18 protein-coding genes are annotated in these 18,965 nt (G+C 69.9%); 4 read left to right on the plus strand and 14 right to left on the minus strand.

Translation table 11 applies throughout. From position 1 onward, the window contains the following. Nucleotides 1-151 precede the first annotated feature (151 nt). Nucleotides 152-1,288 carry a lipase family protein gene (locus tag ACFOW8_RS14195; RefSeq protein ID WP_378551059.1) on the plus strand — a complete coding sequence of 379 codons (1,137 nt, stop codon included), beginning with the start codon at nt 152-154 and terminating at the stop codon, nt 1,286-1,288. A 60-nt stretch (nt 1,289-1,348) separates the two neighbouring features. On the opposite strand, the gene puuE is transcribed toward ACFOW8_RS14195, so the two are convergent. From puuE to uraD, 9 genes are all read right to left on the minus strand, one after another. Beyond that, nucleotides 1,349-2,254 carry an allantoinase PuuE gene (gene puuE / locus ACFOW8_RS14200; RefSeq protein ID WP_378551060.1) on the minus strand — a complete coding sequence of 302 codons (906 nt, stop codon included), beginning with the start codon at nt 2,252-2,254 and terminating at the stop codon, nt 1,349-1,351. Beyond that, the gene (gene alc, locus ACFOW8_RS14205; protein ID WP_378551061.1) at nt 2,251-3,228 is read right to left on the minus strand and encodes an allantoicase; all 978 of its coding nucleotides are present in this window, start codon (nt 3,226-3,228) and stop codon (nt 2,251-2,253) included. Before alc ends, puuE begins: the two co-directional genes overlap by 4 nt. A gap of 165 nt (nt 3,229-3,393) precedes the next feature. Continuing rightward, nucleotides 3,394-4,605, minus strand: a complete 1,212-nt coding sequence (locus tag ACFOW8_RS14210; protein ID WP_378551062.1) for a DUF6986 family protein — start codon at nt 4,603-4,605, stop codon at nt 3,394-3,396. Beyond that, nucleotides 4,602-7,469, minus strand: coding sequence for a molybdopterin-dependent oxidoreductase (locus ACFOW8_RS14215; protein ID WP_378551063.1), 2,868 nt, complete (start codon nt 7,467-7,469; stop codon nt 4,602-4,604). The genes ACFOW8_RS14210 and ACFOW8_RS14215 overlap by 4 nt, the downstream gene beginning before the upstream one ends. 48 nt (nt 7,470-7,517) lie before the next feature. Continuing rightward, nucleotides 7,518-8,369: an FAD binding domain-containing protein gene (locus tag ACFOW8_RS14220; protein ID WP_449289771.1), complete on the minus strand. Its 852-nt coding sequence runs from the start codon at nt 8,367-8,369 to the stop codon at nt 7,518-7,520. 157 nt (nt 8,370-8,526) lie between these two features. Continuing rightward, nucleotides 8,527-9,897, minus strand: a complete 1,371-nt coding sequence (locus ACFOW8_RS14225; RefSeq protein WP_378551064.1) for an 8-oxoguanine deaminase — start codon at nt 9,895-9,897, stop codon at nt 8,527-8,529. Continuing rightward, a complete protein-coding gene (gene pucL / locus ACFOW8_RS14230; protein WP_378551065.1) occupies nt 9,885-10,790 on the minus strand; it encodes a factor-independent urate hydroxylase in 906 nt (301 codons plus the stop codon). Before pucL ends, ACFOW8_RS14225 begins: the two co-directional genes overlap by 13 nt. 8 nt (nt 10,791-10,798) lie before the next feature. After that, nucleotides 10,799-11,116, minus strand: coding sequence for a hydroxyisourate hydrolase (gene uraH, locus ACFOW8_RS14235; RefSeq protein WP_378551066.1), 318 nt, complete (start codon nt 11,114-11,116; stop codon nt 10,799-10,801). After that, the gene (gene uraD, locus ACFOW8_RS14240) at nt 11,113-11,604 is read right to left on the minus strand and encodes a 2-oxo-4-hydroxy-4-carboxy-5-ureidoimidazoline decarboxylase (protein ID WP_378551067.1); all 492 of its coding nucleotides are present in this window, start codon (nt 11,602-11,604) and stop codon (nt 11,113-11,115) included. Before uraD ends, uraH begins: the two co-directional genes overlap by 4 nt. Nucleotides 11,605-11,730: 126 nt before the next feature. Here uraD and ACFOW8_RS14245 point away from each other — a divergent pair, with 126 nt between their 5' ends. Together ACFOW8_RS14245 and ACFOW8_RS14250 are read left to right on the plus strand one after the other, a co-directional pair. Then, nucleotides 11,731-12,330, plus strand: a complete 600-nt coding sequence (locus ACFOW8_RS14245; RefSeq protein WP_378551068.1) for a nucleotidyltransferase family protein — start codon at nt 11,731-11,733, stop codon at nt 12,328-12,330. 15 nt (nt 12,331-12,345) lie between these two features. After that, nucleotides 12,346-13,362 carry an XdhC family protein gene (locus tag ACFOW8_RS14250; RefSeq protein WP_378551069.1) on the plus strand — a complete coding sequence of 339 codons (1,017 nt, stop codon included), beginning with the start codon at nt 12,346-12,348 and terminating at the stop codon, nt 13,360-13,362. Here the strand turns inward: ACFOW8_RS14250 and ACFOW8_RS14255 are convergent. The 4 genes from ACFOW8_RS14255 to ACFOW8_RS14270 form a co-directional block, all read right to left on the minus strand. Next, entirely contained in the window at nt 13,359-14,429 is a 1,071-nt protein-coding gene (locus tag ACFOW8_RS14255) for an ABC transporter substrate-binding protein (RefSeq protein ID WP_378551070.1), read from the minus strand. The two genes, ACFOW8_RS14250 and ACFOW8_RS14255, sit on opposite strands and share 4 nt — an antisense overlap. A gap of 53 nt (nt 14,430-14,482) precedes the next feature. Then, nucleotides 14,483-15,271, minus strand: a complete 789-nt coding sequence (locus ACFOW8_RS14260; protein WP_378551071.1) for an ABC transporter permease — start codon at nt 15,269-15,271, stop codon at nt 14,483-14,485. Next, nucleotides 15,268-16,005 (minus strand): ABC transporter permease, encoded by a 738-nt coding sequence (locus tag ACFOW8_RS14265; protein WP_378551201.1) that lies wholly within the window; start codon nt 16,003-16,005, stop codon nt 15,268-15,270. The genes ACFOW8_RS14260 and ACFOW8_RS14265 overlap by 4 nt, the downstream gene beginning before the upstream one ends. Nucleotides 16,006-16,203: 198 nt before the next feature. Continuing rightward, entirely contained in the window at nt 16,204-16,998 is a 795-nt protein-coding gene (locus ACFOW8_RS14270) for an ABC transporter ATP-binding protein (RefSeq protein ID WP_378551072.1), read from the minus strand. 274 nt (nt 16,999-17,272) lie between these two features. Between ACFOW8_RS14270 and ACFOW8_RS14275 the strand changes: the two genes are divergently transcribed. Then, the gene (locus tag ACFOW8_RS14275) at nt 17,273-18,256 is read left to right on the plus strand and encodes an alpha/beta hydrolase (RefSeq protein ID WP_378551073.1); all 984 of its coding nucleotides are present in this window, start codon (nt 17,273-17,275) and stop codon (nt 18,254-18,256) included. A gap of 61 nt (nt 18,257-18,317) precedes the next feature. Here ACFOW8_RS14275 and ACFOW8_RS14280 read toward each other — a convergent pair whose 3' ends face one another. Then, complete coding sequence (locus ACFOW8_RS14280; protein WP_378551074.1) at nt 18,318-18,902, minus strand: TetR/AcrR family transcriptional regulator; 585 nt, start codon at nt 18,900-18,902, stop codon at nt 18,318-18,320. Nucleotides 18,903-18,965 lie beyond the last annotated feature (63 nt).

Genomic DNA, 18,965 nt, shown 5'->3' on the forward strand with positions numbered 1-18,965 from the left:
CGCACCTGTCCCGGCGGACGCGAACACCAGGCTGCGCGCACACTTATTCGCCGATCGGCCGCGATCGCGACCATTTCGGCGAGTAGTGTTCGGACAGCCCTGATCGTCCGCTGTCCTGGACAGGCGACCGCATAGACGCGAAGGTATCCGCATGAGGATTTCGAAGCTCGCGCTGCTGCTCGCCGCGACCGCGACGATGGGTCTGGCGCCGACCGTGACAGCGAACGCGCAGCCTGGCGGCCCAGGGACCGTGCTCGGCGCCGAGCCACTGTCGGCGGCGGCCACCCTGCCCGGTTCGGCGTGGGCCGAGCGCCTGATCTACCGCTCCACCACCGTCGGTGACGCCCCGACGACGACCAGCGCGGCCGTGTACTTCCCGGCAGGCCAGGCGCCAGAGGGCGGGTGGCCGGTGATCGCCTGGGCGCACGGCACCGTCGGCCTCGCCGACGATTGCGCCTACAGCGTGGCCGGACCGGCCGCCGTCCAGCGCGACTGGGCCTACCTCGGCACCTGGCTGCGCGAGGGCTACGCCGTGGTCGCCGCCGACTACGCCGGCCTCGGCGGACCGGGCGAGCACCCGTATCTGAACGGCGTCGTCGAGGCACACAATGTGGTCGACGCGGTGCGCGCCGCCACCAGCCGCTACGACGAGCTGTCGACCGAGTGGGTCGTGGTCGGCCAGTCCCAGGGCGGTGGCGCCGCGGTGTTCACCGCCCGCTACGCCACCGAGTTCGGCCCCGAACTCGACTACCGCGGCGCGGTCGGCACCGGGGTGCCCGCCTATATCGAGGACGTCGCCCAATTCGTCGGCCCCGGCATGCCTCCCGTCGCGATCAGTTCACACCTGGCCGCCTACGTGCTCTACATCCTGCACGGCCTGCGCACCACCTTCCCCGACCTGGACATCGATGGCCTGCTCACCGATTCCGGCCGCACCTGGCTCGACCGCGCGACCACTCTGTGCATCGGTCCCCTCAGCGAGGAACTGGCCGCGGCGAAGCCGTCGATCGGCGGCTTCTTCAGCCGCCCGCTGTCGACCGTCCCCGACCTGCACGGCCTGCTCACCCGCTACATGGGCCTGCCCGAATCCGGCTACGACCGGCCCATGTTCCTCGGACACGGGCTCTACGACACCGACGTGATCACCCCCGAAACCCTGCGCTACGCGGCCCTGCTCACCGCCACCGGTGAACCGGTCACCGTCCGCACCTACCCCACCGACCACGACGGCGCGGTCAACGCCTCACTCGCCGACTCCATCCCGTTCGTCCGTGCCCTGTTCGGCTGACGCACGGAAGACCTCGCAGCGAGATCGCCCCGCGTGCCTCGACGCGGGGCGATCGGCGTCTCAGGCGTTCGGTGGATGCACCCTGCGCCAGTGTTCGGCGATGTCGATGCGGCGGGTGATCCAGACCCCCTCGTGAGTCTGGACGTGGTCGAGGAAACGTTCCAGCGCCGCGGTGCGGGCCGGGCGACCCGCGAGGCGGCAGTGCAGGCCGACCGAGAGCATCTTCGGGCTGCCTTCGGCCCCTTCGCGATACAGCACGTCGAAGGCGTCGCGCAGGTGGGCGAAGAACTGTTCGCCGCTGGGGAATCCCGCTGGTGAGGCGAAGCGCATGTCGTTGGTGTCGAGGGTGTACGGGACAACGAGGTGGTCATGGCCGTTCACCTCGGTCCAGTACGGCAGGTCGTCGGCGTAGGAATCGGAGTCGTAGACGAAACCGCCGTGCTCGACGACCAATTCACGGGTGTTCGGGGAGTCGCGGCCGGTGTACCAGCCAAGCGGTGCCGCCCCGGTCAGCTCGGTGAGGATGCGCACCGCCTCGGCCAGATCGGCGCGTTCGGTCTCGCGGTCGGTGAGCTGATACGACGTCCAGCGCAGGCCATGGCTGGCGATTTCGTGGCCGAGCTCGGAAAAGGCCGCCACCGCTTCGGGATTGCGCTGCATGGCGCGGGCCACCGCGAAGATGGTGAGCGGCAGGTCGCGACGTTCGAACGCGCGCAGCACCCGCCACAGGCCGGCGCGCGAGCCGTACTCGTACAGCGATTCCATGCTCATGTGCCGGTTCGGGAACGCTTCGGCGGGGGTTATCTCGGACAGGAAGGTCTCCGAATGCGGCGATCCGTCGAGGACGTTGTTCTCCCCGCCCTCTTCGTAATTCAGGACGAACTGCACGGCGATGCGCGCGTCGCCCGGCCACCGCGGGTCCGGCGGAGTCGGCCCGTAGCCGACGAAATCACGCGGTCCGGTCATGCGCCCAGCTCCCCGTACAGCCGCAGGCGGGCCAACCCGCCGTCGGGATAGATGTCGAGCCGGACCTCCTCGACCGAGGCGGCCGCGGGCGTCAGGGCGAAGCGGTGCCTGGTGTCGGGCAGCAGCTCGGTCCGCGGCAGCAATTCGACTTCGGTTCCGTCGCTGGTGAATCCGGTGAGCGCGGCGGCGCCGGGGCTGTTGCCGAGGAAGCAGGAGGTGTCGATCTCGGCGAGCCGGATCGCGCCGGGACCCGCCAATCTGATTCGCACCCAGTCGTTTCCGTCGTCGCGGCGGCGGGCGGTCTCCCAGCCGTCACCCATCACCCTGGCCAGGCCGGGATAGAGCAGCTGGTTGGGCGAGCTGTAGAAGCGGTTGGAGCAGTCGAGGACCAGGGCGCCGTTCTCCAGGGCGGCGAGGTCGAGCGGGCCGAGGCCGAACAGGGCGGGGTCGGGTCGGCCCTCGCCGTGCACGCGCAGCCGGGCGATGCCGCCGTCGGGGTGCATGGTGAGTTTCAGATGGGTCCAGCGGTTCTCGTCGTCGATCGCGAACGGGTTCCGGCTGTCCCCGCCCACCTTCACCCGTTCGAGCAGGGGTACCCAGTCGGTCCGTGCGGCGATGTCCGCGGCGGGCGGATAGCCGTCGATCGCCAGCGCCGACACCGAGACCTCGGGCGGGAAGTTGCCCGTGAACCAGGCGGTGTCGACGACGATGCCACGGACGACACCCCCCACGCCGAGCCGGACGATCGCGCTGTCGTCGCCTGGCCTGCCCCGATGCCTGCGGGTCTCCCAGCCGTCGTAGATCTGGCCCTTGTGGCCGAAGGTCGAGGGCCGGTACTCGGCGGGTCCCGGGTTGATCAGGTTCTCCTTCTCGGCGAAGAACTCGTCGTTCGCCCAGATCACCGAGCCGCCGATGGATCGAACCGCCAGGTCGGGGAGCAGCGTGAAATCGTCGCCGCGCAGGTGTGTCGACACCGTTGCCTCCTAAGGGTGCGGCGGGCTCGCGCCCGCGATGGGTACAGCCGAAGGGCGTATCGCCGCGCGACGACTCGGATCAGCGTCGCGCCGCGGTCGTCCTGGCACGACATCGCCCGAGCCGCATGGCGTTGGCCTGCCGATGCCCTGGCACTCCCCGGTGTGTCATCGCGCGTCCTCGCGGGCGACCAGCGCCGTCAGTACCCCCACGGTGAGTTCGCCGCCGAGCTCGTCGGCGGCGACGGCGCCGCAGCGCAGCCCGCGCAGCACGGTGGTGGCGAGCGCTTCCGCGGTGGCCGGTTCGTCGAGCACCCCGCCACAGCGCCGGTCCAGATAGGCGAGCAGCCGCGGCACCGCGATATCGACCGCGGCGCGGAAGAAGTCGTAGGTGGCCAGCCAGCGGGTGATCAGGTGGCCGGGATGCATGTCCCAGCCCTGGTAGTAGCCGCGCCGCAGCGCCCGCGCGACCAGCCGGTGATGGTTGGCGAAGGCGGCCTCCGGGTCGGCGTCGGGCACGATCTGGGTGGAGCCGTCGCAGATCCACACCCCGGTCTGGGCGGTGGCGACCTGCATCACGGCCTTGGCGTAGTCCGCCGCCGGGTGGTCGAGCGCCTGGTCGGTGGCGGCGACGCCGCAGGCGGCGGTGTAGTCGTAGGTGCCGAAATGCAGCGCGCTGCAACGCCCGTCGGCGAGCTGGAGCATCCTGGCGATCGGCGCGGTGCCGTCGGGGGCGATGATGGCCTGTGGGCTCTCGATCTGGAGTTCGAAGCGCAGGGTGTGGTCGGGCAGTCCGTACCCGCGCTCGAGCCCGGTGCACAGGTCGGCGATGGCGGCTACCTGCTGGGCCGCGCGAATCTTCGGCACCGTGAAGACGAAGCCAGGCGGCACCCCACCCGCGACGTCGAGGACCAGGTCGAGGGTGCGCAGGGCACGCCTGCGCTCGTTGGCGGCCAGCCCTTTGATCCGCACCCCGAACGTGGACGGCGCGCCGGATTGCCCCACCCAGCTCGCGAGCGTCTTACCCGCAGCGACGGCTGCCTCGTCCTCCTCGTCGTCGGCGCGGAATCCGTAACCGTCCTCGAAGTCGATGCGCATGTCCTGCACCGGTTGCTCGGTGAGTCTGCGGCGGACGGCGGGCAGCGCGCCCGTCGCGTCGAGCCCGGTGAGGAAGCCGGCGTGCCGGTCGAGCAGGTCGACGGCGGCGGCGCCCCAGTCGGCGGGGGTGGTGGCGGTGGCCCGGTCGGCGCCGACATAGGCGGTGTGCACCGGCTGCACCCGGTCGCTCGCGCCTGGATAGCGGGCCTTCAGCTCGGCGTCGACCGCGTCGAGGACGGCGTCGATCCTGGCGTGGATGTGCTCGGGCAGGTGGGAGTTCACCCGGCGGCTCCTTTCTGGATGATCCGCCACACCCGGTCGGCGGTCATCGGCAAGCGGTCCGGCCTGGCACCGACGGCATCGCGGATCGCGTTCGCCAGTGCCGGTGCGACCGGGTTGTACGGTGACTCACTCATAGATTTGGCACCCAGCGGACCCAACTCGTCGGAGGTTTCGGCGAAATACACCTCGGTGCGTGGCAGATCGGCGAACTGGGGGACGTGGTAGTGGCGCAGGGTCCTGGTTGTCACCACCCCCCTTTCGGTGCGCATGTCCTCATAGAGCGCGGTGCCGATGGCCTGGGCGACCCCGCCCTCCACCTGTCCGCGCAGCTGCACCGGGTTGACGACGGTGCCCGCGTCGGCCACCTGGATCGACTGCAGGATGCGCACCGTCCCGGTGCTCGCGCGCACGGCGACCCGGAACGCGTGCACATTGAAACTCACCGAACGCGGAGTGCCGGCGTGCGTGCCATGGGCGAGCAGTTCGCCGTCGGCGAGCAACTGCGCCGCGGTGAGCAGCCGCGCACCGCAGCGCACCCCGCCCGCCTCGAGTACACAGTCGCGTTCCGGGTGTCCGCTCACCTTCGCGGCCCTGGCCAGCAGCATCGCGCGCAGTTCGAGGGCCGCCGCGTAGACGGCCTTGCCCGCCACCATGGTTCCGGTGGAGCCGAAGGCGCCGGTGTCGTGGCCGACGACATCGGTGTCGGACTGCCGGACCCGGATCCGGTCGGCTGTGGTGTCGAGGGCGGTCGCGGCGAGCTGGGTGTGCACGGTCGTGGTGCCGTTGCCGAATTCGGCGGTGCCGACCCCGATCTCGTATGAACCGTCGGCACGCAGGCTCGCGGTGGCGTCGGCGTAATGACCGCGCGGCGGAATCGTGGCGATCATGGCGACCGCCATGCCCACACCGACCAGCCAGTCCTGGCCGGGCGCGGTGGCGCCGTTGCCCCTGCGCAGCGCCCGCTGGGCGGTGTCGAGGCACTGGTCGAGGCCGTAGCTGCCGAAGGTCAGATCGCCGTCGTCGACTTCGGCGCCGGTGAACCGGTCGCCGGGCACCACCACATTGCGGCGGCGGAATTCGAACGGGTCGATGCCGAGTTCGCGGGCGAGTTCGTCGATGGCGGATTCGACGCCGAAGATCACCTGGCCGAGGCCGTAGCCACGGAACGCGCCGGAGGGAATGTTGTTGGTGTACACCGCTCGCGCGTCGACCCGCTTGTTCGGGCAGCGGTACACCGCCACCGATTCGCCGACCGAGTGGAACAGCACGCCCGCGCTGTGATTACCGTAGGCGCCCGCGTCGGCGAGCACGTCGACGGCGAGGGCGGTGAGGATGCCGTCCGCGTCGGCGGCCGCGGTCACCGCTACCCGCATCGGATGACGGCAGGTGGCCGCGGTGAACTCGTCGGTGCGGGTGAACTCGTACTGCACCGGATGACCGGTGCGCAGGACCGCGAGGGCGATCAGATCCTCGGCCAGCATCTCCTGTTTCGCCCCGAACCCGCCGCCGACCCTGGCCGCGAACACCCGCACCCGGTCCCGGTCGAGCCCGAACACATGGCACAGTTCGTCGCGCACCAGGAACGGCACCTGGGTGCTCGACCGCACGACCAGCCTGCCCGCGTCGTCGAGCCAGCCGATGCCGCCGTGTGTTTCCAGGTGGACGTGCTGGACTCGCGGCGAATGCCACACGCCGCGTACCACTTTCGCCGCCGCGGCCACGCCGTCGTCGACCTCGCCGACCCCGCCGTGGATCTCGGCGACCAGATTGTGCTCCGGGTCGGCGATGCGAGCCGTGTCCGGCTTGTCGGCGTGCAGTTTCGGCGCGTCGGCGCGCAGGGCGAATTCGGGATCGAAGACGGCGGGCAGTACCTCGTACTCGACCCGCAGTGCTCGCACGCCCGCCCGCGCCGCGTCCAGGGTCTCGCCGACAACGGCGGCCACCCGCTGACCGGCGAACCGCACCGTCGCGTCGAGGACGAAGGTGTCGTCCGGATCGTCCTCGCGCAGTTCGTGCCGCGCCGTCGAGAACGCCGTCCCCGGCGCGTCGGCGGCGGTGAGCACCCGCCGAACGCCCGGAATCACCTCGGCTGCAGCGGTATCGACGGACAGCACGCGCGCGTGTGGATGCGGACTCGCCAGCACCGCGAGATGCCACGGCGCGACCGGCGGCATCCGCTCGCCGGCGCCCGGCACCACGTCGAAGGTGAACTCCTCGGCGCCCCGCACGATCCGCTCCCCCGCCGGAGCCACGACACCGTCCCCGACCCGACCTGACCCGAAACGCCGGCCATCGCGCTGCCACACTGGTTCGGATTCGGGCGAGGTCCGGGTTGTGCACAGGCGCGCACAGGAGAGGGCATCGGTGATGGCGCGGTAGCCCGTGCAGCGGCACAGGTTTCCCTTCATCAGCTCGGCCAGTTCGGGTTCGGCGACCGAGGACGAGCCGGCGCCTGCCGCTGCCGAGATGGCGGCAGGATCGGCGGAGCCGCGGATCCGATCGCTCGCCGCCGCGTCGGAGGATGGCCGGGCTGCAGCCAGACCCGTTGCGGTGACCACCATTCCGGCGGTGCAGAACCCGCATTGGAACCCCGCGTTCGCGACGAAATCACGCTGCACCTGGTTCGGGGCCTCCCCGTCCGCGAGCCCGGCGGCGGTGGTGACGGTGCGGCCGTCTGCGCGATAGGCGGGGATCAGGCAGGAGTGGACCGGGTCGCCGTCGAGCAGGACCGAGCACGCCCCGCAGTCGCCGGAGTCGCAGCCCTTCTTGACGGCGAGTTCGCCCTGTTCCCGCAGCAGCGTGCGCAGGCACTGGCCGGGACGCGCGGTGGCCTCCACCGACTTGCCGTCGACTTCCATCCGCATGGCGTCACCTCCCGCGCTCATGGCGAACCGGTTGTCGGCATCGCACGCTCACCGCGACTCACTCAGTTCGGCGGCCACCTCGGCCGCCAGCAGTCCGGTCACGTGACGGCGCCAGTCCGGGGTGCCGTGCGGATCGTCGAACCACAGGTCCTGCTCCAGCTCGTCGAGTTGCTCGCGCAGCTCGACGGGAGTCGGCACGGTCGCGAAGTCGAGGACAACGGGTCTCGTCGTCGCGGCGGTGACGGTGATCGCGCACTGGCCGTCCGCATCTCGCCTACCCATCACGACCGCACCGGAACGCCCCACCGGAGCCAGCGCGATCCTGCGGAAAGCGGTGCGCGCCACCAAGCTCGAGCTCGGGACGAGGAAGGAACGCACCACCGCGCCCGCAGCCAGGACGTTCTCCCCAGGTCCGGTCACGAACTCGCGCAGGGGAATCCGCCGCTCGCCGCCGCCACGCGGCCAGATCACCACGGCGGCGTCCAACGCTACCAGCGCGCCGAGCACGGCACCGGCGGGCAGCGACAGGCACACGTTCCCGCCGACGGTCGCCGTCCGCCAGATCTTGTGCGAAGCCAGCAGCGCCCGGCAGCCCTGCGCGAACAGCGCGGTGCCAGGCCACCCCGGCCGCAAAACGGCGGTACCGAGCTCCCGGCCTGAACCGGCCCCGGCCAGCTGAGCGAGGGTGCAGGTGGCGGCGATCTCGAGCCCGTCACCGCGCTCGAGCAGCGGAGCCCAGCCGAGGGCGGTGATGTCGACGAGCCGCGCGAGGTGATCGTGCGGTTCGGAGAACAGGAACGTCCCGCCCGCCAGGACCGCGGTGTCCGCGCCGAGCTGGGCCAGATCGGCGCGTTCGCGGGCGAGAACCACCTCCCGAACGGTATCCAGATCCACATTCACCTCGCTAACCTCACCAGCCACGGTAGGTGCCGTGAGTTGCCACGATGTTGCGCGATACCCGGCCCGCATTGCGGGACGGTTAACCCGGCGGATGCCATCCAGTGTGCGCCGAATCCGCCATCGTCGCAGTTCACGCGCCCCGACGACGTGGGTGGACTCATCCACCCGCCAGCAGAACGGCCTGCGCCTTGGCGACCTCGGCACCCACCGCCTCCTCGTCCACGGTCGTCATCACCCCGTCGCGCACCACTTCCCGCCCGTTCACCAGCAGCGCGGCCAGCGGCGGCGGCGAGCCGAGAATCAGCGCGACGACCGGATCGTCGATGCCTGCGTGTGCGGGAGTATCCAGGCGCCACAGCGCCAGGTCGGCCAGCTTGCCCGGCTCGATGGACCCGATCTCGGCCGCCCGGCCGAGCACCCTGGCCCCGCCCATGGTGGCCAGCTCGAGCGCCGTCCGCACCGTCATCGCGCGCGGCCCGCCCGCGGCCCGCGCGTACAGCAGCGCGTTGCGTGGCTCCTCGACCATGGAACTCGACTCGTTGCTGGCCGCACCGTCGACGCCGAGCCCCACCGGCACACCGGCCGCGACTAGGTCGGCGGTCCTGGCGATGCCGGCACCGAGCCTGCCGTTGGAGGTCGGGCAGTGCGCCACCCCGGTCCCCGTGCGTGCCATCCCCGCGATGGCCGGATCGTCGAGGTGGACAGCATGGGCGTACCAGACATCGGGCCCGACCCAACCCAACCGCTCCATGTACTCGGCGGGGGTGCAGCCGAAGTTCGCCAGGCAGAATTCCTGCTCGTCGACGGTCTCGGCCAGGTGGGTGTGCAGGCGTACCCCTGCCGACCTGGCCAGCGCCGCCGATTCGCGCATCAGCTCGGCGGTCACCGAGAACGGTGAGCACGGTGCCAGCGCGATCCGCACCATCGCGTCGGCGGACGGATCGTGCCACTGCTCGATCGCCGCGCTGCTCGCGGCGAGGATGTCGTCGATCGACTCGACCACCTCGTCGGGTGGCAGCCCGCCCTGGCTGCGGCCAAGATCCATCGAGCCGCGCGCCGGGTGGAACCGCAGCCCCACCGCCTCCGCCGCGCCGATCTCCGCGGCGAGCAGGTCGCCGCCGCCGCGCGGGAACACGTAGTGGTGATCCGAGGACGTCGTGCACCCGCTGCGGGCCAGCGATACCAGCGCACCCGCCGCAGCCACCCGCACCGATTTCTCGTCGATGCGCGCCCAGACCGGATACAGCGTGGTGAGCCATTCGAACAGCGTGTTGTCGGCGGCGAGCCCACGGGTGACCCACTGATACAGGTGGTGGTGGGTATTCACCAGCCCCGGCGTGAGCAGGCAGCCGCGGCCATCGATCCGCGCCACCTCCGGCCCGAACGCGGGCGGCCTGCCCGCGCCGAGCGCGTCGATCCGGTTGCCGCGCACCGTCACCCAGCCGGTGCGGTACTCGGTGCCCGCACCGTCGACGGTCACCACGGCGCACCCGTCGATCAGCAGGTCGGGCGCGCTCACGGCTGCCATGCGATCCCCGCCTCCGGCGCGTCCGCGCGCTGGAGCGTGGCGTGGATCGACCCGTATGGGCGGTCGGCGGCCCAGAACACCTCACCGGCGTTCTCGATCCCGAACCGCGCCAGGTCGTAGTCGAAATGGTGCTTGTTCGGCGCGGTCAGCCGGATCTCGGCCAGCATCGGGAACCTTTCCAGCGCAGCGGTTCCCATCGCGTACAGGGTCTGCTGCAGCGCCTTGGAGTAGGTGGTGGCGAACAATTCGAGCAGGGTGGCCTCGATGCCGGTGTAGGTCTCGTCCCAGTCGAATCCACTGTGCTCGGCGAATCGCCACTGCACGTCCAGCGAGGTGGCGAGCACCCGATCGTGGGTGGGAGCCAATGTCGTGTACTCGTCGACGAGGAAGCCGGCGAACTCCGAGCCGGTGGACTTGAGCAGCACCAGGTCCTTGATCCCGCCGAGTACCCAGGTCCGCCGCTGCGCGCCCGCGCCTGCCACGGTCACCGCGGCGGTGCGCACCTGCGGACCCTGCCGCACCCAGGTGTGCTCGTGCTCGGCGCCGTCGATGGATACCCGCCGCCAGCCGAAGCACTCCACGTCGATGCGGGCACTCGACACCGGCTCGACCGTGTCGACGAAGTGCGTGGCCAGCGCGATCGCGTAGTCCTCCACGGTGTCCAGACCCGGATCCTTCGCGAAGGCGAACGCGGTGTTCTTCTGGGTGTCGGTCGGCAGGACGTGGCGCTGGTCACCCTCGGTGTAGGCCGCCGCGAAATCGCCGCGCAGGGTGGTGGAGACGTTCACATCCCTGATCTCGTGGCGCGCGTTCTCCTTGGTGAAGCGAACCACCCGGTTCTCGGCTTTGCCGTAGCGGTGGTCGGTCAGCTCGATCTGGCCGGTCAATGGCATCGGGGTACTCAGCTCCCTCGGTAGGTGGAATAGGCGAACGGCGACAACAACAGCGGCACATGCAGATGCGGCTGCTCACCCACCGTGAACGCGACACAGACCTCCGGGTAGAAGGTCTCGACACCCTGTGCCGCGAAGTAGCCGCCGGTGTCGAAGTACAGCCGGTAGTCACCCGGATTGAGCCCGGCGGCAAGTTCTTTCACCCGGCCGTCGGCATCGGTGAGCGCCTCGGTGAGCCGCCGCTCACCGTGCGTGAGCCAGACCGCGACCGCCGCCGCGGGTACGCCCCGCACGGCATCGAGCACGTGGGTACTGAGGCTGGTCACGACGCCACCAGCCGGGTGAGACGCAAGCGGTTGATCTTCGCCAATTCGGTTCGCATGACCTGCCTTTCGGTCGTCGGATCGTTGTCGAGCCGGGCTCGCAGCACGGCCAGCAGCTCCGCCCCGCTCCGGCCCGCCGCGCACACCAGGTACAGATGGCCGAACTTCGCCTCGTAGGCGCGGTTGCCCTCGGCCAGGGCCGCGAGCACGGTGTCGCCGGACACCCCGGACTGTTCGCGGGCCGAGGCCGCCGAGGTCGGCCGGTCCCCGATCCGGGGATGCCCGGCCAGCGCCTCGTCGATCTCGGACTCGGTCAGCTCCGTCAGCGCCGCGTCGGCCGCGGCGAGCAGGGCGTCCACGCTCGGGTACGGCCTGCCCGCGGCGACCTGACGAGCCCAGCGCGGCGCCGAGCAACAGGTAAGCAATGCCGCTTCGGCATCCGATTCGGAGAGCTCGTGGAAATCCGCGAGGCCTACCCCTTCGCTTGTCATCGATCCAGCATCACCCCATCGCCGGGCCGCCGCCAGCGCTGTGCGGTCGGTCACGTCGGCGTGTCGTCGCCGGTGCGCTCCCCTGCCGTAATCGACCGGCAACATGGGGTGATTACCTTCGCGAACATGTCCCCGAGCACCCCGCCACCAGCGCACCCCTCGTGCACTGGCATCGTCCTCGCGGCGGGCGCAGGCACCCGGTACGGCAAACCCAAAGCACTCGCCGCCGACGGCGGCTGGCTGCGGACCGCGGTCACCGCCCTGCGCCGGGGTGGCTGCGATCCGGTGATCGTGCTGCTCGGCGCCAGCGGGCCGGACCCGGCACCGCTCGGACTGCCGCCGGATGTCGATTGGCGCTGGGTGGCGGACTGGGCGACCGGCCTGTCGGCCACGGTCCGCGCCGGACTGGTTGCGGCCACCGAGGCGGACACGCGGTATGTGGCGTTCCTGCCCGTCGACATTCCCGATATCACCGGCGACGTGGTCGCCAGGGTCGTCGCGGCCGCCGCGGCGAGCGAGACCGGCCTCGCTCGCGCTGTGTTTCACGACACACCTGGCCATCCCGCTGTGATAGAGAACAAGCACTGGGACGCCATTTCAGCGATGGCCGTAGGCGATTACGGAGCCGGTTCCTATTTGGGCGGTAGACAGGATATGGTGTGCGTCACGTGCGACGACTTGGCGACAGGGACCGATCGCGATTTCCCGGAAGACGCCGCACGGTGATCGGAGATTTGAGATATGCGCGATATCGTCGATGACCTACTGCGAGTGTGGCATTCGGGCCGTACCGGCGGCCTCGCCACCGTAGTCCGCACCATCGGCACGGACGCGCTGCCGATCGGGTCGGCCATGCTCGTCACTCCCAATGGCGGCGTGTTCGGCTCCATCGCGTCGGGGCGACTGGAGGAAACCGTCTACGCCGCGGCTCTCGAGGCCGCGCAGACCGGGGTACGGCAACTACGCCGCTACAGCCTGATCACCGGAATGGAATCGGTTGCCGACGAAGGCCAGCTCGTCGATATCTTCGTCGAACCGTTCTCCTGCCGCGATTTCCCGGAATTCCCCGCCATCGCCGCCGATATCCAGGCCCATCGCCGGGTCACCGTGTTCACGGTCGTGTGGAATCAGGATCCCGATGTGATCGGTCAGCATCTGGTCACCGACCGTAAACACGCCACCGAGCTCGTCGCGCTGCCCGAATCGGACCTGTTCGTCTCCTCGTTCTGCCCGCCGCCGCGCCTGATCATCTTCGGCGCCAACGCCTACGCCGCCACCCTCGCCGCGCAGGCGCGGATGATCGGCTACCGGGTCAGCATCTGCGATTCGCGCCCCGAGTTCGCCGACCCCGCCTCGTTCCCCGGCGCCGAGGTGGTCGTCGACTGGCCGCACCGCTACCTGAACACACTCGCGGCCGCGGGCGAGATCGACAGCAGCACCGGCATCGTGGTGCTCGCCAACGAGCCGCGCTTCGAGATCCCGCTGCTCACCGTCGCGTTGCGGCTGCCCGAACTGGGCTATCTCGCCGCGCTCGGCTCGCCCGCCGACCAGGCCCGCCGCCTCGAGGACCTGCGGGCGGGCGGCTTCGACGAGCCGACCCTGGCTCGGCTGCACGTGCCTGCGGGCCTCGAGTCCGGCCCGCGCACGCCCGCCGAGACCGCGGTCTTCATCACCGCCGACTTCCTGGCCTGGCGTGCGGGCCTTCGCCTCGCCGCCCGCCGCGACTACGGCGCCGCGACGGTCGGCATGGCCATCTAACCGCTGATCAGGTCGGGGTTCTCGGCGTAGACCTCACGCAGGATCGACAGGTCGAACAGCTGCTCGGCGGTGATGTCGATCTTCGCGGTGCGCAGCGCGGCGATGTTCTGCTCGATCAGCGCGTCGCTCATCGACAGCAGCCCGTTGACCTCGGTCTCGGGCGACACCACCAGGCCGTTCTGCGCGATCGCCTCCTCGGTCTGCTCGGCCAGTTCCAGGCCCTGGTCCTTGCCGTAGACCTCGACGGCGAGCCGCGCCGACTCGGCCGGATCGGCGACGGCGTCGCGCCAGCCCTTGATCTCGGCGATCAGGAAGGCCTTGAGCTTGTCGCGCTCGTTGTCGATGGTCGACTGGGTGACCGTCAGCGTCTCGGCGACCAGCGGCAACCCGAAGTCGGCGAACAGGAAGTGCTCGTTGGCGAATCCCTTGGCGGCCAGCGTGATCGGCTCGTTGGTCACATAGCTGACCCAGCCGTCGACCTCGCCGTTGGCCAGCGGAGTCGGATCGTACTGCGCCGGCACGATGGTCACCTCACCAGGAGCGATGCCGTTGGCGGTGAGCAGGGCGTTGAAGATCAGCTGGTTGGTGTCCTGCACGCCGATCTTGCGGCCCTTCATCTCCGCCGGTGAGGTGATCGGCTTCCCTGCCGAGGAGACGATCGCGAACGGATTCTTCTGGAAGGTGGCGCCGACGATCTTGGCGGGCAGGCCCTCCAGGATCGCGGGCGCGGTGGTCTGCGGCGCCGACAGTCCGATCCACACCTTGCCGGTATCGAGCCCGGCCTCCACCGAGGTACTCGCCGCACCACCCGCGATGAGATCCACGGAGCCGAATCCCGCGTCCCGGAAATATCCGCGCGAATCCGCGAAATACTCGCCCGCGAATTCGATGTTCTTCAACCAGGACAACTGCACCGCGACCCGCCCGTATTTCGAGCCGTCATCGCTGGAACCGTTCGCGGAACTCCCCGAACTGCTGCCGCAGGCGGCAAGCAGCCCGGCCCCGCCGAGCGCGGCGCCGGTCAGCGCGGAACAACGGAGAAAGGAACGGCGGTCGATACTGTTCATGCGCTGACGGTAGATTCGCCGCGTTTCGTTCTCTTTGCCGTGACGTTCCGCGACTATTCAGTTGCCGCGAATCCGGTGAGCACCAGCTTCTCGATCACCCCGACGATCGCGTAGAGCAGCACCGACACCACGGTCACGACCACGATCGAGGCCCACAGCCGGTTGTACTGGAACAGCGGGATCGCCCGCACCAGGCTAGCGCCCAATCCGGTTCCACTGCCGAGCCATTCCCCGAGCAGCGCGCCGATGAGCGCGCCGGGCACCGAGATACGGGCCGCGGTGAACACCGAGGGCAGCGCCGCCGGGATCGCGACCAGCCGCAGCGCGGTCCAGCGCGAGCCGCCGTAGACGGTCACCACTTCCGTCGCCTGACTCGGCGCTTCGCGCAGGCCGGTCATCACGATCACCAGCGCCGGAAAGAACACGACGATCGCGGTCAGCACGGTCACCCCGGCCGTGCCGCGACCGAACACCAGCACCACGATCGGGCACAGCGCCACCAGCGGCACCGAGCGCAGCAGCATGGCCACCGGCATGAAGGTCTGGCGCACGGCCGAATACAGCACGAAGACCACGGCGACCCCGAGCGCGCCGAGCATGCCGACGGTGAAGCCGGTCGTCGCGTCGCGCAGGGTGATCGCCAGATCGTCGAGGATCTCCTGGCGCGCGGCGGGCGCGCCGGGCGCGGTCACCAGGTACCGCCAGATATCCGACGGCGTCTTGCCCACCCGCGGCCCGATCTGTGGGAAGGCGCGCAGGAACAGCGCCCAGATGCCGATCAGCAGGGCAAGTGAGATGGCGAGCGGCAGCAGGAAGCGGCCGATACTGCGCAGCGCGGTCATCGCGTCTCCTTCGCGGTCCACGGGGTCAGCAACCGCGCGGCGACGGCAACCAGCAGATAGCCGAGCCCGGCCAGCCCGGCCGCGGCCAGCGCCATGCCCCAGGTGCGTGGCACGTTGTAGGCGGTCTGGGCGGCGGTCAGCGCCACGCCGATCCCGCTGTCGACCCCACCGAGGTACTCGCCGATGATCGCGCCGAGCACCGCCGACGGCGCGGCGATCTTCAAGGCGGCGAAGGTGTTCGGCAGTGCCGCGATGGCCTGCACCCGGTACAACTGCTGCCAGCGCCCGCCGCCGTAGACCCGGATGAGGTCCAGGCTCGCCGGGTCCGCCGAGCGCAGGCCGGCGACCGCGCCGACCATCGTGGTGAAGAAGCAATACATGGCGGCGAGGAACACCGTCGGTGTCCGGCCGCCGAACACCACCAGGATGATCGGGCCGAGCGCCACCAGCGGTGTGCAGTAGCTGAGGATGGCCAGCTGGGTCGCCAGCGGCTCGATCCGGGGGACGAGCATGATCAGCGCCGCGATCGCGAGCGCGACACCGTTACCCCACAGGAACCCCTGCAACGCGCCAACCGCCGTCACCTGGACGTTCGGGCCGTAGAGCGCCCAACCGTCGGACCACATGGTCGACAGCACCAGCCAGGGCGACGGGATCGTGCCGCCGGCCACCCCGGCCGCGGCCAGCGCCCACCACAGGGCCACCAGCGCCACGATTCCGAGCGCGCCCGACATCCGCGCGCCCGGCGCCCGCAAGACACCGCGCGGCGCCGCGACCACCTGGCGCCGCCTGCGCGAGACCACCTGCTGACTACTCATGCCCCGCCCCGCCTGCGCTCGACCCCATCCGGCCGTGTGCACGACATCGCTCCGTCGCGGCGGCCGTGACCAGGCACGTGGCCGCCGCGCCGGGCAGACCGATGACCTGCCAGCTCATGCCGCCACGCCCCGGCCGAACAGCAGCTCGGACAGGTAGTCGCAGTACTTGTGGAATTCCGGGGTCCGCATCAGCTCCGGCGTGCGCGGGCGCGGCAGGTCGATCTCCACCAGTTCGAGAACCCGGCCCGGCCGCGGGCTCATCACCGCGACCACATCGGAGAGGAACACCGCCTCGCTGATGCCGTGGGTCACCATCAGCGTGGTGGCGGGCTTCTCGGTCCAGATCCGCAGCAGCTCCAGGTTGAGCCGCTGACGGGTCATGTCGTCGAGCGCGCCGAACGGTTCGTCGAGCAGCAGCACCGACGGTTGCACCACCAGCGCCCGCGCGATGGACACCCGCTGCCGCATGCCACCGGACAGCTGGGCGGGTTTGGCCTTCTCGAAACCATCGAGGCCGACCAGCGCGATGAGTTCGGCGACCCGGTCCGGCGCGGCGGGCAGCCCGGCCACCTGCAGCGGCAGCCGGATATTCGACTCGACGCTGCGCCACGGCAGCAGCGCCGAATCCTGGAAGGCGATGCCGAGCTGATGGCCGCTGCGCATTTGCTCCGGCGTCTGCCCGTTGATCGTCGCGGTCCCCGAGGTCGGGGTGTCCAGTCCGGCCAGAATCCGCAATACCGTCGATTTGCCGCAGCCCGACGGACCGAGCAGGGACAGGAATGCCCCGGCGCCGGTATGCAGGTCGACCGAGCCGAGCGCCTCGACGGTGGTGCGGCCGACCCGGAATGTCTTGCTCAACCCGCTGATCGCGATCCCGGCCACCGCGCCGCCGGAGATTTCCTTAGCCATGGTCGTCACCATAAGAGCGGCTGGTTGCGGCGGTATTTCCGAAATCGGGAGCTGTATTGCGCGGCCGTTAAGTGCTCGAGGTCACGCCGAATTTCGAGCCGGTAACGAATCGTGGACGCGAGAGGACATAGAGTGTCGACAGGATCTGACAGCTCCGCGGCCGTCGAGCACGCTCGCGCCGCGGGGGGAAACAACTCGATGACGGGGCCGACGGGGCCCGTGGACTGGAACCGACTGTTCGATGAAGCTCTCTGCACTACGTACCGTGGCCGCCATGCGGACCACCGCCGTGGCCCTGACCACCGCTTTGTCGGTGGCCGTGATCGCGGGCGGCGCCGCCTCCGCCGAACCCGAGAAGCCCTCGTCGGTGACGTCGGTCGTCAAGGACGGCCGCACCTGGCACCTGAAGGTGTATTCGGCGGCCATGAAGAAGGACATCACGATCGACGTGCAGCGTCCGGTCGACGAGTCCAAGCCCGCCCCCAACCTGTGGATGCTCAACGGCCTGGACGCGGGCGAGGGCACCGCCAGCTGGGCCGCGCAGACCGACGCGCTCGGCTTCCTCGCCGACAAGCAGGTCAACGTCATCCAGCCGATCGGTGGTCGCGGTAGCTACTACACCGACTGGAAGCGCGAAGACCCCAAGCTCGGGCTCAACAAGTGGACCACCTTCTTCACCGAAGAGCTGCCGCCGCTGCTGGACGAGACGCTGAACTCCACCGGGCTGAACTCGCTGGCGGGCCTGTCCACCTCCGGCACCTCGGTGCTGCAGCTGGCCGAGGCCAAGCCCGGCCTGTTCAAGTCGGTCGCCGCCTACAGTGGCTGCGCGCAGATCGCCGACCCGATGGGCAAGCAGGCCGTCAAGTTCTCCGTGGAGACCTGGGCCGGTGGCGACACCGACAACATGTACGGCGCCGACAACGATCCGGCCTGGGTCGAGAACGACCCGGTCATCAATGCCGAGAAGCTGCGCGGCACCAACCTCTACATCTCCAGCGGTAGCGGCATGCCGTCCAACGCCGATGTGCAGTACTACCTGGAGGGCGCGCCCGGCCCGACCGGCGTGCTCAACCTCGGCCTCGGCATCGGTATCGAGGCGGCGACCAACGCCTGCAGCCAGAACCTGAAGGCCAAGCTGGACTCGCTCGGCATCCCGGCGACCTACCAGTTCACCCCGATGGGCACCCACTACTGGCCGTACTGGGAGCAGGCGCTGCACGATTCGTGGCCGCTGCTCGCCGCCGGCATGGGTATCTGACCCACCGAACGACGAATGAGGGAGGCGACCCACACCGGGGGCGCCTCCCTTTTTCGTCGGCTCAGCCGGGCAGGGCGGCTGGGCGGATGGAAAGCCCCGACCGGATGAAATAGGCGATCTCGTCGCAGATCTCGTCGACCGAGATCGCGTCACCTGGCACGGTGGCGTGCACCATCTCCTGGGCCAGCGAATTCACCGCGCCGATCAGCGCGAGGGTGAACAGGTGCACGCTGCGCGATTCCGCTTCACCGCGCTCGGCGGCGCGTTTGGCTTCCCTGGTGAGCAGTGCCGACACCGAACGCCGCTGCGCGCGCCGCCATTCCTCCACCGCCGGGCTCACCCCGACCACCTCGACATAGAACACCCGCGCCGCGCGCCGATCCCGGCAGGTCACCGCGAGAAAGGCGCGGAAACTCTCGACCACCCGCACCACGAGCGGCTGTTCGCGGTTACGCGCCAAGGCCGCGTCCACCTGCTGCAACGCGGCCGAGTTGAGCCGGTCGACCAGGGCGATCAGCAGGGCTTCGCGGCTGCCCATGTCCTCGTAGAAACTGCGGGTCGACACATTCGCCGTCGCGCACAGACGCTCGATCGGCGTCGCCGAATAACCCTGGGTACCGAATAGTTCGAGCGCGGCGTCGGTCAACCGATTGCGCCGCAATGCCACTCGCTGCTGACGCGATAATCCGCCGTAATTACGACCGCTATC

The organism is Nocardia rhizosphaerae (assembly GCF_042650365.1).
GTDB lineage: Bacteria > Actinomycetota > Actinomycetes > Mycobacteriales > Mycobacteriaceae > Nocardia > Nocardia rhizosphaerae.